The organism is Streptomyces sp. 2A115 (genome assembly GCF_052245575.1).
GTDB lineage: Bacteria > Actinomycetota > Actinomycetes > Streptomycetales > Streptomycetaceae > Streptomyces.
In genome coordinates this window covers 77,354-93,573 of the sequence record NZ_JBQQCG010000045.1, presented here as the reverse complement: position 1 = coordinate 93,573, position 16,220 = coordinate 77,354, and the positions used below count along the sequence as shown (strand labels likewise).

Here is a 16,220-nt window from a genome sequence, read left to right as displayed (position 1 = left end):
CCGAGCAGCAGCCGGTGCCGGCCACCGCGGGCACGCTGCGCACCGAGAAGCCGCTGTTCACCGGGTTGTTGGTGGGCGCGATCCTGATCATCACCGGTCTGACCTACTTCCCGGCGCTGGCGCTGGGACCGCTGGCCGAGGGGCTGGCGTCATGACCACCGACGTAACGAATCAAGAGGACTCGATGTCCACCCCGACTCCGACCTCGACTCCGACGCTCGCTCCCCACCAGGACGCACCGACCGGCCACAAGACCGGCGAAGGCCGGGTCGGCGCGGGACTCTTCGATCCCAAGCAGCTGCTCAGGTCGCTGCCGGACGCCTTCCGCAAGCTCGATCCGCGGGTGATGGTCAAGTCCCCGGTGATGTTCGTGGTGCTGGTCGGGTCGGTGCTGACTACGGTGTTCTCGTTCAAGGACCCGGGCGACTGGTTCGGCTGGACGATCAGCGCCTGGCTCTGGCTCACCGTGATCTTCGCGAACCTGGCGGAGGCGGTGGCCGAGGGGCGCGGCAAGGCTCAGGCCGACACCCTGCGCAAGGCCAAGACCGACACCGTCGCCCGGCGGCTCGTGGGGGACCGTGAGGAGCAGGTGCCCGGCACCGAGCTGCGCATCGGCGACCTGGTCGTCTGCGAGGCGGGCGACATCATCCCCGGCGACGGTGACGTCGTCGAGGGCGTCGCGTCCGTGGACGAGTCGGCGATCACCGGTGAGTCGGCGCCGGTCATCCGGGAGTCCGGCGGCGACCGCTCGGCCGTCACCGGCGGCACGAAGGTCCTCTCCGACCGCATCGTCATCAAGATCACGACGAAGCCGGGCGAGACCTTCATCGACCGGATGATCAACCTGGTCGAGGGCGCCGCCCGGCAGAAGACCCCGAACGAGATCGCGCTGAACATTTTGCTCGCCTCGCTCACGATCATCTTCCTGCTCGCGGTGGCCACGCTGCCGCCGCTCGCCAACTACGCGGGCACGCACCTGACGATGGTCGTGCTGGTGGCGCTGCTCGTCTGCCTGATCCCGACCACGATCGGCGCGCTGCTGTCCGCGATCGGTATCGCGGGCATGGACCGGCTGGTGCAGCGCAACGTACTGGCCATGTCGGGCAGGGCGGTCGAGGCCGCGGGCGACGTGTCGACCTTGCTGCTCGACAAGACCGGCACCATCACACTCGGCAATCGCCAGGCCGCCGAGTTCGTACCGGTAGGTGGCACGGCCGAGGCCGAGCTGGCGGACGCCGCGCAGTTGTCGTCGCTGGCCGACGAGACGCCCGAAGGCCGTTCCATCGTCGTACTGGCGAAGGAGAAGTACGGGCTGCGTGAGCGTCACCAGGGCGAGCTGGCGCATGCCGAGTGGATCGCCTTCACCGCGCAAACCCGCATGTCGGGTGTCGACCTCACAGAGAACGGCACTGTCCGCAAGGTTCGCAAGGGGGCCACCGGTTCGGTGCTCGCCTGGGTGAAGGAGCGGGGCGGCACGGTCGCCGAGGACGCCGACACCATCTCCAACTCCATCTCCGAGGCGGGCGGCACCCCGCTGCTGGTCGCCGTCGAGGACGACAAGGGCGCCCGCGTCCTCGGGGTGATCCACCTCAAGGACGTCGTCAAGGAAGGCATGCGCGAGCGGTTCGACGAACTGCGCCGGATGGGCATCAAGACGATCATGATCACGGGCGACAACCCGCTGACCGCCAAGGCGATCGCCGATGAAGCCGGCGTCGACGACTTCCTCGCCGAGGCCACCCCCGAGGACAAGATGGCCCTCATCAAGCGTGAGCAGGCGGGCGGCAAGCTCGTCGCGATGACCGGCGACGGCACGAACGACGCACCGGCCCTCGCGCAGGCCGACGTCGGGGTGGCGATGAACACCGGGACGTCGGCCGCCAAGGAGGCCGGCAACATGGTCGACCTCGACTCCAACCCGACCAAGCTCATCGAGATCGTCGAGATCGGCAAGCAGCTCCTCATCACCCGGGGCGCGTTGACGACCTTCTCGATCGCCAACGACGTCGCCAAGTACTTCGCGATCATCCCGGCGCTGTTCGCGGCGGTCTACCCGGGCCTGAACAAGCTCAACATCATGAACCTGTCCTCGCCCGACTCCGCGATCCTGTCCGCGGTCATCTTCAACGCGCTGATCATCATCGCGCTCGTGCCGCTCGCCCTGCGGGGCGTGCAGTACCGCCCGGTCAGCGCGGACAAGATGCTGCGGCGCAACCTCGGGATCTACGGCCTGGGCGGGCTGATCGCCCCCTTCCTCGGCATCAAGATCATCGACCTGCTCATCTCCCTCATCCCCGGGATCGGCTGACCGCCATGAACAACTCGGTTACGAACACTGCCCGGTTGCTCTGGGCCGGCCTGCGCGCCCTCCTGGTGCTCACCGTGGTGACGGGCATCCTCTACCCGCTGGCCATCACCGGCGTCGCCCAGGGAATCTTCCCCGGCAAGGCGAACGGCTCCGAGATCAAAGCGGACGGCAAGGTCGTCGGCTCCTCGCTCATCGGCCAGGCGTACAACCTGCCGCTGAAGAAGGGCCAGGAGACCCCGGAGCCCGACCTGAAGTGGTTCCAGGGGCGCCCGCAGAACGGTCTGGGCGCCAACAGCGTCAACACCCAGTACAAGCTGATCCTGTCCGGCGCCACGAACCGTTCCGGTGACAACGCCGACCTGATCACGTGGGTCAAGGACGCCAAGGCGGCGGTCATCAAGGACAACTCGACCGCGGACTACAAGGTCAAGGCGTCCGACGTACCCGCCGACGCGGTCACCTCCTCGGCCTCAGGCCTGGACCCGGACATCCCCCCGGCCTACGCCGACATCCAGGTCCACCGGATCGCCGAGAAGAACGGCCTGCCCGCCGCCCAGGTCCAGAAGCTCGTGGACGAGCACACCGACGGCCGCGTCCTCGGCTTCATGGGCGAGCCCACGGTCAACGTCCTCGAACTCAACATCGCGCTCAAGGAACTCGTGGCGAAGAGCTGATGGCCTTACGCGCACCCCGCGGGAGTTGGCGGGACTGGAGGCATTTCCGATCCGTCAACTCCCGCGGCCCTGACATGGGTTCCGCATCCTCTGGCTCTCCGTGCAACAGGAAAGGCGCACACCGATGACCCGGGTACTGGTCGTAGAGGACGACCCCCAGCTCGTACGGGCCCTCGTGATCAACATGCAGGCACGGCAGTACGGCGTCGACGCGGCCCCCGACGGCGCCACCGCGCTGCGGCTCGCCGCCGCCCGCCAGCCCGATGTGGTCCTCCTCGATCTGGGGCTGCCGGACATGGACGGCACGGACGTCATCAAGGCCCTGCGCGGCTGGACCAAGATCCCGATCCTGGTGCTGTCCGCCCGCCGGGCCTCCGACGAGAAGGTCGCCGCGCTCGACGCGGGGGCTCGCCGCACCATACGAGCGTCTTGGTCGGCCAACCACGAGATCCACCCAGCCCACCAAGAGCCATCAGAAACGGCCTAGCCCTCCTGCCCTGCGAGCGTGTCCAGGATTTCTGCGACCGGGATGGGATCCAGAGGGCCGGCGTGTGACGCCCGGGAAAAATCGTGCACGCGGAAGCTGTTGCCGGGCGTGAACGCGTCGGCTTCCGCGATCATTCGGTCCTGGAGTGCGGTGGCGATCGTCCGGTCCCTGCCGAAACGCAGGTAGGTGCGGGGAATGCGTCCCCAGCTACCAGCCCGGCCGACCGCTCGGCCCGCATAAGCGGCGACGGGCTCGTCGGTCTGCATGCCGGCCAGTATCCGGCGGAATTCGGCGTCGGGGTAGTCCGCGCAGATCATCTCCTTCAGGAGGGCCAGCTGACGGCTGTCACCTGTCCGGAAGTTCAGTCGTAGGACACCGAGCCCGTCCGGGTCACCCACCGTCAGCTCGACCGGGCTGACGGCGTTCGCGTTCTCGGGTGCCGCCGTGCAGGCGTCCGCTGTGGGCAGGACGCGGCTGGGACAGAAGGCCGCCATGTAGCAGATGTGGTGCAGCAGATGCGGGACGGCATCGCCGACACGGCTGACCGATACGCCACCCAGGCTGTGCCCGACCAGCACCACCGGGCCGTTCCGTGCCGCCCGCCGCACGATGCCCGTGACGCGCGCCTCGTAATCCTCCAGCCCGAGGCCCTTCAGCGGGGAACGCTCGGCCGTCATCGCTTTGAGGTCCTGCCGCTGGTACGACTCCGGCACGAAAGCCTCCGCGCCATGCCGCGGCTGGTCCACCATGACGACGCGGTGACCGCGCAGCGTCAGCTCCCGCGCGATCGGCATCCAGAACGCGCCGGCGCTGTGGGTACCGTGCACCAGCACGTAGGTGGTGAGACCGCGACGCGGGTCCGCTGCGGCCGGCGAGGTTCCGAGCCCGGTGGCCAGGGCCATGCCCCCCACCGCGAGTCCCAGCCCACGCAATGCCGTCCGCCTGGTGGCACCCGTTCGTCCTTCGTTCGTGTCATCCATCATGAGTACGACGCTATGAACGACCCGCTTGGCCCACCAGCGGTCCAGCACCACCACAGGGGTAGACCCAGCACCACCTTCCAGTGCAGCCGTTCCGCGTGGTCTGGAAGCGTGGAACTCCCGTGATCACGGACGGAAGGTCATCTTCGTTTCGGCATCGCGCTAGGTGACGGGCGAGCAATCCGGACAACGGTGGACCGCCCCGGAGCTGAAGCCGGTGTCCGCCGCATGGGTGGAGGCCGCCCGCCTGAGGGGATCGGCTCTGCTGTACGGGCCGCTTGACCTGACCCCGCAACGCTCCGGGATCCTTCCCGCCTGCTTGCCGTGCACGCGCGCTGCGAGTTCACCGACCGGCTGTGACCAGGACCGGGGGAGGCGCGATGGCGCAGAGGTTCGAGAGTGCCAGTCTGGTGCTGGGGCCGGTCGGCGGCGCTGTGCCGGGTCGCCGGTTGCCCCGGCGCCGCAGAGCACGGCCACCCTCGCGGCGGTCGACGCGGCCCTGGACTTCGCCGAGCGGCTAGAAGGCGTAGACGACGTCCGCGAGTTGGCCACCCGCCGGTTCCCAATGTCGAGTTGCCCTCGCTGAGCAAGGCGAACGCAGCGGTTGCAGGTCACCTGCAGAAGCTGTTGGAGCAATTGGCGCCGGAGCAACTGCGGGAGTTGGGGATCGCGCTGTCGGTGAGCGACGACATGGTCGCCCTGGCACTGGAACTCGTGGAGGAGGCGGCGGACGGGAGTCGTGAGGACCGGGCACAGTCGATGGCGGAATTCGAGGTTGAGAACCAGCTGAACGAGGACCGGATCGGCGACGCCGTGGACGTTGCTGCTGGATGCCCCCGGCGACTGGCCGTCGCTGCGGCGTGCCGCCCTGACGTTGGCCCTGGTCACGTCGCCGACCTGATCGCGTACGCGGCAGAGATGTCGGCAGTGGACGCGCTACCCGCCCCTCTGGGCCCGGGCCTCGTGGTGTCGTGCGGCCGTCCGTCGGCACCGGCAGTGAGTGCTTCAAGGACAGCGAGTGCTTCAAGCCGTCAATTCACACCGAAGAGCCTCACAAATGAGTGAGAATCTCGAAAAATATTATGCCTTCAGTTAATGAAGTGAGTGAATATCTGTATCGTGGTAGGGAGTTGAGAGTTCTAGGAGGGCGAGTGAGTCAGTCACCACAGGCGGAGCCCGCGATGAACGCGACCGAAGCCCGTAAGGATCTCTATGCCCTGGTCAAGCGCGCCGAGGACGACGGGGTGACGACGCTGATCCACAAGCGGGAGGATCGCGCACTGCTGGCGCCGTTGGACCGGTTCCCGGCGGCCCGGAAGACCGATGCGTTCCCGTCCCACGTACTGAGTGCGGCGCAGAAGGACTTCGGTGACCTCATCACGAGGGCGGCTCAGGGCCAGCCGCAGGTGCTCCGACGGAACACGACACCGGTCGCGGTGTTGCTCCCGGCCGACTCATCCTCAGGTGCTCTCTCGTCCGACATCACCGCGCACACCGGCGCGGTGCTCGCAGGAGACGCGGTGAACAGCCCGGGCACTCAAGACCGCGGCAGCGCGCCGCGCAGGCTCGCCACGCTGGGCGACGCCATCGGTTCTGTGCTCACGCCCGGCCCCGCCGGTGGTCCCACGTTCGGGCTGCCCGGCCTGGACGCCGCAACGGGCGGTCTGCAGCCGGGCCGGCTGACGCTCGTGGCGGCCGCACCGAATGTCGGCGGAAGCCTGCTGGGGCTGGCGGCCGCACGGCAGACGGCGCTCGTCGACCACCGCACGGTCCTGTACGCGGCGTCGGGACCGAACCGGGACGACATCTTCCGCCGGATCCTCTCCGCGGAGACCGGGGGCGACTACCCGCGCCTGAAGCAGGGCCGCCTCACCGAGCACGAGCAGCAGGTCGCCCACCAGCTGGTCCAGGCGGGTGTGGGCGACCTGCTGCTCATCGATGACGGCAGCGACCTGACCGCCGAGGACATCGCGGACACCGCCCCGCACATGGAGCGCCTGGCCCTCGTAGTGGTGGACCGGCTCCAGGCCGCCCACAGCGCCCGCCTGCCGCTGTCCGGGGACCGCCTCCCGGACGCCTCCCAGGTCCTGGCCGGCCTCGCGCGCACCCTGCACGTACCGGTACTGGCCGTCGTGGACAGCGACGACCCCACGCTCCTGGGCCTGATGGACGCCGACGTCCTGATGACGCTCACGGCCACCACCGACCCCTCCAAGGTCCAAGTGACGGTCACGGAACGCGACTTCGGCACGATCGGCTCGGCGTACCTGCAGCCCGACCTGCTCCACGCCCGGTTCACCGACGCTCCCCAGAGCCCTGCGGTGGAACTGGCGGAAGCGGCGCTGCCCTACACGTCCGGCGCCCAGCGGGGACTGCCTGCCGAGGCCACGCGGGTCCTGGCCGCCCTGCGCACCGCGGTGAGTGACGGCGACGACGCAGCCGTGGAGAGTCTCGGCGTCGAACTGGTCTCCGCCTTCAAGTCGGTGGCCCACCTGCCAGACGACGCCCAAGGCCGTCGACTGGCCAACGCCCTGCGTGACTACCACCCCGCGCTGCGCGCCTCCTGCCCGGCCCTGCGCACCCACGCCGGCCCCGGGGCCGCGACCGGCACCACCCAGCAGCAGGCACCTGCCGAAAACCCGGCCGTTGTCCGGCCCGCCGCGGATGCCCAGCCAGCCTCGGACGACGAGGCCGAGGACGACGCCTGGGTACAGCCGGGCGAAGACGAGGAGGAGCCGGAAGGCGCCGTCTTCCGAGGGCTGAAGATCCTCAAGGACGCCGTGGGTCGGTCGACGTACAACCCCATCCTGGTAATCCGGAAGACAGACCGGGCCGGCGAGCCGTGGACGATCTTCAGTGAGGCCATGGACGGCGAGCCCCGCTGGGTCCACCCCGACATCACGACCGAGAAGACGAAGGCGGGCAAACGCGACCGGCTCCTCGTGCCCGAGCAGTTCGGTGCCGGCAGCCTGTGCACCATCGACCGCAACGGCTCCTACCCGTCGGCCTGCTCCGGAGTGCCGCTCGCGCCGAACAAGCTGTTTCACACCGGCCCGCTGGAGGAGGTCGGCAAGGACCGCGCCGGGGCGTTCCTGATCACCGTCCCCGCCTGGAACCACCGGAACATGCCGCACCCGCTGGGCCGTCTCGCCGAGCGGGCTGATGACCAGGGCCGCGTCTGGGTGACCACCCCCCACCTGCGCCAGCTCCAGAAGCTCACCAGGGAGGGGCACATCGCCGAGCCGCTCGTCGTTCACGACTCCTGGACCGGCAAGGCCAACGAGTCGCTGTTCAAGCACTTCTACAAGGTGGCCCGGGAAGCGCGCGCCGAGCTCGTCCAGGCCGGCGGCGAGCCGTACGTGGAGTACAAGCGCCGGCTGTCCATCGCGTTGCGTCTGCTGTGGCCCAAGGGTGAGAAAGTCAACTCGCCGTTCTGGCGCCCGGACTGGCGCATGGCCCTGGTCGCCGAGGCCTCCGTACGACACTGGAGCGTCGCCTGGCGCGCCGTCCAGGCCGGGCACACCCTCATCGCCCTGCGCAACGTCGACGAGGCCGTCTTCCTCACCCCCGACGGCCAGGCCCCCGACACCTACAAAGTCGGCACCGGATTCGGCGAGGTCAAGGTCAAGACCGCCCCGGCGGGACGTGAGGCCTGATGGCCACGGGCACGGGCGGCTCCCTCGGCGCCGCCCTCAACGCGCTGCTCCGCGACCACGGCGTCCAGCCCCTGCGACGCCTGTCCAGCTACCACGCCAAGCACTGGCACGCCCAGCTCTCCCAGCTCACCCACACGCAGCGAGGCTGGGAGGCCCTCGAACGGGCAGGGCTGACCGTCCGGCCCGAGACCCTGGTCAAGTGGCTGTCGGATCCGGAGTACAACGTCCGCCGCAGCTACCAAGGGATCATCCACGCCGCCTACGAGAACATCGCGATCGTACCGGCCGACCCCATTCCGCAGCCCTTCAAAAACGGCCAGTTCGAGATCCGAGGCCGCGTCAGGACCGGCGACGACGACCGCATCCGCGGTGAACTCAACGAACACGGCCGCATCCCGGCGCCGCTGCGGATCGACGGCCGCAGCGGCAACTGGGCTGAGATCGAGCGGAAGTGGGCCGAGGGCGAACTCAGCGACGACGCGTTCGAGGACGACTTCGTCGAGTACGTGATCATCGAGGACATCGGTGAGGGGACCGACGGCTGGGAATTCCCCGGATCCTCCTACACCGTCACCGTCTGACCCCCGCCCGGCGACCACGCCGAAGCCGAAAGGGATTTCCGCACATGAGCCATCACACGGAACGGCCCAAGTTACCGGATCGATGGCCTTTGATCTCTCGTCCGATGGCTGTAGTCGAGGGCAGGGTCACCCTCTGGGGTGACTTTAGTCCGTTTCGTGCGGCTTGCCTCGCGGCATCCGTGATGGTCGTGTCCTGGGTTGAGGGACGGGCTGCGGGACAGCGCTTCGCAGGAGATCTCGGAATTGGATCTGGCCCGGCTCGTTGACCAGGCTGGCGGCGGTGGTGCAGCGGACGCGGTAGCCGGTCACGATGGCAGCGGTGCCCAGCGCGATCAGCAGGTTGGACTTACCGGTGCCGGAATCTCCCATCAGACACAGGGGGTAGCCCTTGGTGATCCAGTCGCAGGTGGCGAGGCTGTGGATAACGGCCGGGTCGACGTTGGGGTTGGCGTTGTAGTCGAAGTCGCGCAGGGACTTCTCGCGAGGGAAGCGGGCGGCGCGGATGCGTCGTTCAGCTCGGCGTCGGTCGCGGTCCTCGCACTCGGCCATCAGGAACTCGGCGAGGAGCCCGCGTAGCAGAGCGCCTCGCGTTCGGCGCGGGCGATGGTGTCGGTGGCCTGGGCGCGCATGGTGGGCAGCCGGAGCATGCGGCAGGCGGTGTCGATCGCGGCGTCGGACGCCTGTGCGGTGAGCGTGTGATGGGCGGCAGTCGTGACGAGTCCTTCCGGCGCAGGTGGAGTAGTTAGTCCCACTGCTCCAGGCGGGGCAGCGGGCGGGCGTCTTCGGGCAGGGAGCCGGCCAGGCGGCGTGCGGTGAGGTGGCTGACCTGCGGACGGGGCGGCTCGAATGGGTCCGGCGGTGACGGCGTGCGCTGACGGTGGGTGGGGGCCCGGCCGGCTGCCTGCGCGGCCTTGCGGGCCTCCAGCGCGACCACGTCGTCGGGTCAGGAGCAGCGTGGTGCGATGTATCCGTCACTGCCCGTGTTTACGTACACGTCCGAGACGTATTCACCGTCGGCGATGTTGTCCCAGAGGTTCGTCGTGCCGTACGGACCTCTGATCGTCTCGCCGGGGCACTGGCAGTTGATCGGGACCCGAACGCCCTCAGGCAGGACACGCACGATGCTGTACGTCGTGCCCGGACCGCTGCGGACGTTGAGGCGGCTGCCCGGCGCGACCGAGTAGGAGCGCACGGCCCTGGGCGCGGGCGTCTCCGTGCTGACAGTGTCCGTCTGCGCCTGCATGGTGACGGTTTCCGTTTCCGGGCCTGCGAAGTCCGGGGTGGTCAAGTGCAGGCGCCGTGCCGGAGTGGGGCTGGGACGGGCGCCGAGGCCGCCAGAGCGGTCGTAGTCGCGGCGCGGTAGGAGGCTGATGGGCTCGGGGGTGTTCGAGCGCGGGGATACCGTGGCGGAGTCGGCGAGGGCCTCCCGCAGAAAGGGCATGATGCCGCGTTCCAGCACGGCTTGTTGCCAGGCTTCTCTGGCCCGGGCCAATTCCTGGCTCTCGGTCGTTTCCGGGGCGGGTGTCTTGTGGTTGGCCTGCTGCTCGGACGCACGCAGCGTCCGCGCTCTGGTCGTCGTCACGGACACTGGGCGTACGCGCAGACCGATCAGTGCTGCCAGCAGGCGGCGGCCGTAGGACATCCCGGCCCAGCGCTGCGGAGCGACTCCGTTACTGATCCTGCCGCCGCCCGGTGGTCCGGCACCCAGGACGACCACAGCGAAGCGACGGCCCAGGTTTGCCAGGGCGTGGTGGCCGGTGGCCGCCGGGCTGGTGCCGGAGCGGGGCACGGCACAGGAGGAGAGAGCGTCCGCCGAGGACGAGAAGTTGGTGCCTGAGGACTCGTATGAGGACGCCTGCCCGCGGAGCTCTTCGCGAAGCCGTACGTAGTGCCGGTACTCGGTCGCCGCGGCAGCCGTGATGAGGGTGGTGGCGTTCAGCACCATGGTGCGCAGTTGCTCACGGCTGAGCTGTTGACCCATGGCGGTCAGTTCCGGGGCGTGAGGGCTGTGAGGGCCGGCACGCAGCACCTCGTCGAGGATCCGCTCGAAGTCCTGACGGTCTTCAACCAGCAGGTGTCGCGGAACGCTGTTCACAGCCCGTCCTCCCCGATCGCCGGCCGCTGTCGCCATCGTGGCGCGCCTTGGCCATCGAAGCCAGATCCCGTTCCGTCGGCCGCCCTCGCAGGGAAGGAAACGTCCCCGGGGCGCGTGGGATCCAGGAGCCGTGATCGGTTTGCGTCAATCTCGCCGGGTGCAGGATCTGGCGGGCGAGTATCCGCGACTGCGGCAGAAGACCTGTTCAAAGGCACCGGTCGCACGGGCAGCGGCGGGTTTTCTGCAAGGGCGGGGGGCTGGATGGGTCCCGCGGAGGCAGGGGACTCCGTTCGGGGCGAAGGAGCGGACGGCGCGACGGCGGCTGCGGGGGCTTCTACGGTGCCATGGCCGTCCGCACCGCCCACGTCAGATGAAGACGAAGGTGCACCGGCCTCCATGGCCGCGCCAGCAGATTGCCGGTCGCCCATTACCGCTTCGTTCACCGTCTGGATGCGGCTGAGTTGGGTGAGCAGCATCGGCGCCGACAATCCGACGACAAGGGCGGCGTATGCCCCGCTGATCTGTCCCGTGGTGCCGAAGAGCACTGCGGCCCCGGCGCCCATCACGCTGTGCACAACGGCCGCCGCGATATCGACGGCGGGGTCGAAGTACGCCTGGAACCGCGGGGCTTCCCCCTGCGCCGTGCCTGCCACGGTCCACTGCCGATGGGCGCGGCGATCGCCTTGCCAGGACACGAACCGGGCGTACAGATCCAGCGCCCCACGCAGCAGCCCCCCTGCCGTCCCCAACAGGATCAACGTCCCGACGTCCACGGTCTCCCCAGGGTGACGGCGCTGACGGCTGGCTGCGAGCTTTCGGACACCCGATGAGCGTAGAGCTCTGTGTAAGCGATGGGGAAGAGCGTAAGCAACGTCGGCCAGCCTGAGTCGGCTCGCGATTCGGCCAACTGCCCGCCCCTGAACCACATTCCCCCGCATGCATTTCCCGAGCTGGGGGAATCCTCGGACGACCAGCCCGCCCCGATCGAGGCCCCGGTGGCGGGGTCGATGAGGTCGACGCTGCAGGTGGCTTGGCCGTGATCAGAAAATCTTCCCCCATGGTGACGGGCCCGGCTCGCGCCGATGGGTCGCTGGGGCGTCGGAGCAGCGGGCGAACGTTTCGGAGGTCCGCAGCAGTTGACCCATCGCCGCGTGGCGGTGCGCCCCGAGCAGGTTCGTTTCTCCGGTACGACTGTTTCCGCTCACACGGGTGACCTGCTGGGCAGTCGCCCCATGGCGTGGTTCGTCAGCCGCTGTCAACAGCAGATGATCAAGTCTGTTCTCGGGGCCTCGCGGCCGCCGCTCTGGTCGTGCTGCCGCTCGCCACTGCCCCGCCGGCTCATGCAGCGGAGACCGTGCCGCTAACCGCCGGGCACGGGTGACATCGCCTTGTCCGTAGGCCAGTTGGTGCCGTCGGCAGAGCTCTTGGTGGTGACGACTCCGCAGCGGGCTGCGGCGGAGGTGGCCAAGCGGGCCGGTGCGATCGCCGTGCAGACCCGCCAGCGGATCACGGGCGTGATCGAGAACATGGCGTGGCTGGTGTGCTCGCACTGCGGCGAAAAGGTTCGAGGTGTCGGGCGCGGGCGGCGGGCTGCCGATGCGCTCACCCGGGTCGTGGGCACGCCCTGGGCCCCCGCTCGGCCAGGTGTCGCCGGATCCGGACGCTCTGGCGGCCAGGGAACTGCGGTCCGTGGCCGACCGGCTCCCGTGGCGCGCGGGGTGGGTCTGGCGGGGTGCAGGCTGAGCCTCACGCCGGTCAGCGACGCTCCGCGCGCCCGTGGCCTGGGGGATTTCCCCCAGAGGTCTCGGAGGACAGCCTCCTTCCGGCGTCCGTCTCCCGTTCCGAGCATGGAACACGTCCATCCGACGCGTGGAATTTCCGGCGCACGAACAGAAACAGGTAGTCGTGATGATCGAGGCCAGGTGTCTCACCAAACGGTACGGCGGGACGGTCGCCGTCGAGGACCTGAGCTTCGGGGTGCGTTCCGGAAGCGTGACGGGATTCCTCGGCCCGAACGGTTCCGGCAAGCCCACCACAGACCTGAGACCCACATTCCACCCGGTGTCGAGATGACCTGCCGAGTCTCAGACCTCACCGACGCCGAGGTGTCCGCGTACATGTCGCAGGGGTTGGCCGAGGACCCCTTGGGTCTGCCGATGACCTCCATCGACACCGGCTCCGCAGAGGTCTTCCGTGACGAGGACACCGACTACGCCACCCGCATCTGGGCGTCGGGCGGCCAGGCCGAACTCCACGTCTGGGCCGGCGGCTTCCACGGCTTCGACGCCCTGTGCCCGCAGGCACGGATCTCGACCATGGCCCGCCGAACCCGCACCGACTGGCTCGCCCGACTCATGCGGGACGCGATCGGACGAGGCTGATCATGGCGTGATAGAGCTCCGTGGCAGGCGGAGCGTCCGGCACCGGTGTGAGGGGCGCGTCCGGCGTGGCATAGGCGCGCAGTGTCTGGGCCACGAGGCGGCGCGAGGCGTTCGAGGCGGTGTTGCCGCCTGCTTGGACGACGCCGGAGTTGGCCAACAGCAGAATGGTGAGGTCACGGTCGCTGAAGTCCTCGCGCAGGTAACCGGCCTTCTTGGCCCGGGAGATGAGCCCGAGCGCACCGCGGGATGCCTCGGCGCGGCGGGTCTCCACGGCGCCGGCGGGGAAGGTCATGGTCAAGACCTCGACGAAGGTCGGGTCCGCGATCTGCCGGGCGCAGACGCACTGGACGTAGTCGGCGAAACCCTGCCAGGGGTCCGGGTCGTTCGAGCAGGCCGTCACAAGGCTGTGGTGGGCCTCCACACGATCCGTGTAGACAGCGTCGATGAGGCGCTCCCTGGTGCCGAATCGGCGGAACAGGGTGGCGTTGCCGACGCCGGCCTCGCGTGCGACGGCGGTCATGGGGACACCGAGTCCTTCGCGGGAGATGAGACGGCGGGCTGCCGCCAGGATGCGCTCGCGGTTGCGCTCGGCGTCGACGCGCAGTGCCTCCGTGGGGTTCCGCTCCGGTGCGGTTGCTTCTGACCGGTGCCGTGGTCGTGGTGTTCTTGGCGTTCTGTGCGCGGCGTCTGTCTGTAGCTGCGAGCACACCTTTTCGCTCACTGGTTGAGGTCCTTTGGGTGGCTGTCACGCGGCGGGTGTTCTACTTGCTGAGCCTGAGGTCCGGGCCGAACACTTCGTAGTGGATGGATCGGGGACTCAGCCCGTGGGCGAGCAGGTCGGTGCGGACGGCCTTTATGAAGGCCAGGGGACCGCACAGGAATGCCGTGGCGTCAGGGGCGGGGGAGAGGCGGGCGATGTCGGCCCAGCCCTCGTTGACATGGTCCGCGGCGGCGTCCGGGTGGTCGGTGTCCTCAACCACACGTGCAGCGAGGCATGGGGGAGTCGGCCGACCAGTTCGACGAGTTCGAGCCGGTGGGCGTGATTGGAGGGAGAGCGGTCCGCGTGGACGACGGTCACGGGCCGGTGGGGCGAGGTGGTGGCCAGGTGTTCCAGCATGGGGGTGACGCCGATGCCTGCCGAGGCGAGCAGCGGGCCGTCGCCCTCAGGGAGCAGGAGGTCGCCGAAGGGGAGGGAGATCTGGAGGGTGTCGCCGGGATTGGCGTGGGCGTGCAGCCAGGAGGAGACCTCGCCCTCGGGCACTTGACCGTCGGCGGAGTACTCCCGCTTGACGGTGATGCGCCAGGTCTTGAGGCCGGGGGCCGAGGAGAGTCTGTACTGCCGTATCTGGTGTGCTTCGTCGGGCAGTTCGACCCGCACGCTGACGTACTGGCCTGGGATGTACGGTCCGGTCGGTGACCCGTCGGCGCGTCGCAGGACGAGGGACACCGCGTCGGGGGTCTCCTCATGGCGTTCCGTGATCTCCATGGTCTGCCAGACGGCACCGTCCTCGACCTGTGCCTGCGCGTACGGGCGCGCTTCCATGGCGATGAGAGCGTTGGCCATCAGCCAGTAGACCTCGTCCCATGCGGATGCAACCCCGGAGTCACGGCGTCACCGAGGACCTCGGCGACGGCTCCGAGGAGGTGCCGGGCGACCAGCGTGTACTGGTCGGAGGTGATGCCGAGCGCGGCGTGCTTGTTCGCGTTGCGGCCCAGCACCGCCTCGGGGCGCTCGTCGGGGTGTTCCACGAGCGCGGTCGCGAAGGCGGCGACGGCACCGGCGAGAGCCTCTCTCTGCGCGCCACTGGCCTGGTTCGCCCGGTTGAACAAGTCGCACAAGTCGCGGAGCAGCTCGGGCCGTTCCTCGAACATACAGAGGTGGAACGGCTCGGTGATGGCGCCGAGGGAGGCGCCCACGGCGGGGGGAGTGGTGCGGACGATCTGTGCGGATCGTTCGGACAGCATGCCGACTCCGAACTGGTGAATGAGATGCCTGTTCTCCGGTGTGAGTCACCGCCGGTGCCTCATCCGTGTTCGAATGATTTGACCGGACAGTGGCTCACCTTGTGACAGCTACGGCGCACCGTGTGACGGGCTACGAGGAGAGAACGCCGTGCGCCCGGAGGAACCCCAGCACCGCGGCGCTGAACTGAGAGGGCCGTTCGACGTGCCCGAGGTGTCCGGTGTCCTTCAGGACCGACAACTCGGCGGCGGGCATCGACTCGAGAAGGAGACGGGCCCAGTGAGGTCCGCAGATGAAATCGTCCTTCCCGGCCAGGACCAGGGCCGGAGTGGTGATACGGGACAGCTCTGGCCGCACGTCGAACGGAGCGCCCTCCCCGCGGTTGGGGGCCGCGTACATCCGCAGCAACCGACGGGCAGGCCCGAACTCCCCTTCTCGGCCCCAGTAGTCGAAGACATAGGCCGGCATGATCTGCCGCAGGACAGCGGTGGCACTGTCGTCGTTCAAGAGGCCGAGAGGGGTGGTGAGGGCGGCGGTGTAACCGGCCACCTCAGGATGGGCGTCGACGTTCCGTTCCACGAACCGTTCCATGGCGGCGACCGCCGTCGACCAGAACGCGTCGTCCGCCACAGGAGAGGTGTCGTACAGGACGAGAGAGGCAAGGCGGTCCGGGTGGTCAAGTGCGTACTGCTGGGCGACGAAACCACCGTGGGAGTGCCCGAGCAACTGGATCCGCGGCTGCCCGAGGTGTTCGACGACATGGTGCAGGAGGTTCGCGTACGTGGCCACGGTGTAGTCACGGGCGTCCGGCAGATGTCCGGAGCGCCCCGTTCCGACCGGCTCGACGTAGACCATGGTCAGACGCTCTTCCAGCTCAGGCATCCGGAGGTACTCCCAGCCGATGCCCGGCCCGCCTGAATGAGCGACGCACACGGGGCCCGAACCGGTGACGTGGTACCGCTGTTCGATGTGGGCGAGACCGTGGGGGACGGTGAGCGCATGAGTGCCGGGAGAAAGCGGCGAGGACTGATACGAGTGCTTCACGTCGTCCGATGATCCGTGCGCGGTGGCTGGACTCCAAGAGAATTCGTCACT

At 68.8% G+C, this 16,220-nt stretch carries 11 protein-coding genes and 6 pseudogenes; 10 read left to right on the top strand and 7 right to left on the bottom strand.

Annotated elements, in window-relative coordinates; all coding sequences use genetic code 11:
* The 4 genes and pseudogenes from ACTWQR_RS32690 to ACTWQR_RS32675 form a co-directional block, all read left to right on the top strand.
* Positions 1 to 155, top strand: a 155-nt coding sequence (locus ACTWQR_RS32690) for a potassium-transporting ATPase subunit KdpA (RefSeq protein WP_443230818.1), incomplete at its 5' end; no start/stop codon positions are given.
* On the top strand, positions 152 to 2,308 hold the full coding sequence (gene kdpB, locus ACTWQR_RS32685) for a potassium-transporting ATPase subunit KdpB (protein WP_443230811.1): 2,157 nt from the start codon (positions 152 to 154) through the stop codon (positions 2,306 to 2,308). The genes ACTWQR_RS32690 and kdpB, both read left to right, overlap by 4 nt.
* A 5-nt stretch (positions 2,309 to 2,313) precedes the next feature.
* Positions 2,314 to 2,982 (top strand): potassium-transporting ATPase subunit C, encoded by a 669-nt coding sequence (locus tag ACTWQR_RS32680; RefSeq protein WP_443230810.1) that lies wholly within the window; start codon positions 2,314 to 2,316, stop codon positions 2,980 to 2,982.
* 124 nt (positions 2,983 to 3,106) lie between these two features.
* Positions 3,107 to 3,391 (top strand): annotated as a pseudogene (locus ACTWQR_RS32675) (response regulator); the annotation flags it as partial.
* Between the two features lie 74 nt (positions 3,392 to 3,465).
* On the opposite strand, the gene ACTWQR_RS32670 reads toward ACTWQR_RS32675, so the two are convergent.
* Positions 3,466 to 4,371: an alpha/beta hydrolase gene (locus ACTWQR_RS32670; RefSeq protein WP_443230817.1), complete on the bottom strand. Its 906-nt coding sequence runs from the start codon at positions 4,369 to 4,371 to the stop codon at positions 3,466 to 3,468.
* 651 nt (positions 4,372 to 5,022) lie between these two features.
* Here ACTWQR_RS32670 and ACTWQR_RS32665 point away from each other — a divergent pair.
* The 3 genes from ACTWQR_RS32665 (at position 5,023) to ACTWQR_RS32655 (ending at position 8,686) form a co-directional block, all read left to right on the top strand.
* A complete protein-coding gene (locus ACTWQR_RS32665) occupies positions 5,023 to 5,514 on the top strand; it encodes a hypothetical protein (RefSeq protein ID WP_443230809.1) in 492 nt (163 codons plus the stop codon).
* Between the two features lie 116 nt (positions 5,515 to 5,630).
* Complete coding sequence (locus tag ACTWQR_RS32660) at positions 5,631 to 8,105, top strand: DnaB-like helicase C-terminal domain-containing protein (protein WP_443230808.1); 2,475 nt, start codon at positions 5,631 to 5,633, stop codon at positions 8,103 to 8,105.
* Complete coding sequence (locus ACTWQR_RS32655) at positions 8,105 to 8,686, top strand: hypothetical protein (protein WP_443230807.1); 582 nt, start codon at positions 8,105 to 8,107, stop codon at positions 8,684 to 8,686. Before ACTWQR_RS32660 ends, ACTWQR_RS32655 begins: the two co-directional genes overlap by 1 nt.
* A 258-nt stretch (positions 8,687 to 8,944) precedes the next feature.
* On the opposite strand, the pseudogene ACTWQR_RS32650 reads toward ACTWQR_RS32655, so the two are convergent.
* The 3 genes and pseudogenes from ACTWQR_RS32650 to ACTWQR_RS32640 all read right to left on the bottom strand — a co-directional run.
* A pseudogene (locus ACTWQR_RS32650) lies at positions 8,945 to 9,438 on the bottom strand (ATP-binding protein); the annotation flags it as partial.
* Positions 9,429 to 9,620, bottom strand: coding sequence for a hypothetical protein (locus ACTWQR_RS32645; protein WP_443230806.1), 192 nt, complete (start codon positions 9,618 to 9,620; stop codon positions 9,429 to 9,431). The pseudogene ACTWQR_RS32650 and the gene ACTWQR_RS32645, both read right to left, overlap by 10 nt.
* Before the next feature lie 9 nt (positions 9,621 to 9,629).
* Positions 9,630 to 9,929, bottom strand: coding sequence for a peptidase (locus tag ACTWQR_RS32640; protein ID WP_443230816.1), 300 nt, complete (start codon positions 9,927 to 9,929; stop codon positions 9,630 to 9,632).
* 2,216 nt (positions 9,930 to 12,145) lie between these two features.
* Here ACTWQR_RS32640 and ACTWQR_RS32635 point away from each other — a divergent pair.
* The 3 pseudogenes from ACTWQR_RS32635 to ACTWQR_RS32625 form a co-directional block, all read left to right on the top strand.
* Positions 12,146 to 12,535: pseudogene (locus ACTWQR_RS32635) on the top strand (P-loop NTPase); the annotation flags it as partial.
* Positions 12,536 to 12,689: 154 nt separating this feature from the next.
* Positions 12,690 to 12,818 (top strand): annotated as a pseudogene (locus ACTWQR_RS32630) (ABC transporter ATP-binding protein); the annotation flags it as partial.
* 44 nt (positions 12,819 to 12,862) lie between these two features.
* A pseudogene (locus tag ACTWQR_RS32625) lies at positions 12,863 to 13,162 on the top strand (alpha/beta hydrolase); the annotation flags it as partial.
* Here the strand turns inward: ACTWQR_RS32625 and ACTWQR_RS32620 are convergent.
* From ACTWQR_RS32620 to ACTWQR_RS32610, 3 genes and pseudogenes are all read right to left on the bottom strand, one after another.
* Positions 13,134 to 13,766 carry a TetR/AcrR family transcriptional regulator gene (locus ACTWQR_RS32620; protein WP_443230815.1) on the bottom strand — a complete coding sequence of 211 codons (633 nt, stop codon included), beginning with the start codon at positions 13,764 to 13,766 and terminating at the stop codon, positions 13,134 to 13,136. The pseudogene ACTWQR_RS32625 and the gene ACTWQR_RS32620 overlap by 29 nt on opposite strands.
* A 157-nt stretch (positions 13,767 to 13,923) precedes the next feature.
* Positions 13,924 to 15,127: pseudogene (locus ACTWQR_RS32615) on the bottom strand (globin domain-containing protein).
* Positions 15,128 to 15,257: 130 nt separating this feature from the next.
* Entirely contained in the window at positions 15,258 to 16,169 is a 912-nt protein-coding gene (locus ACTWQR_RS32610; protein WP_443230805.1) for an alpha/beta fold hydrolase, read from the bottom strand.
* Positions 16,170 to 16,220 lie beyond the last annotated feature (51 nt).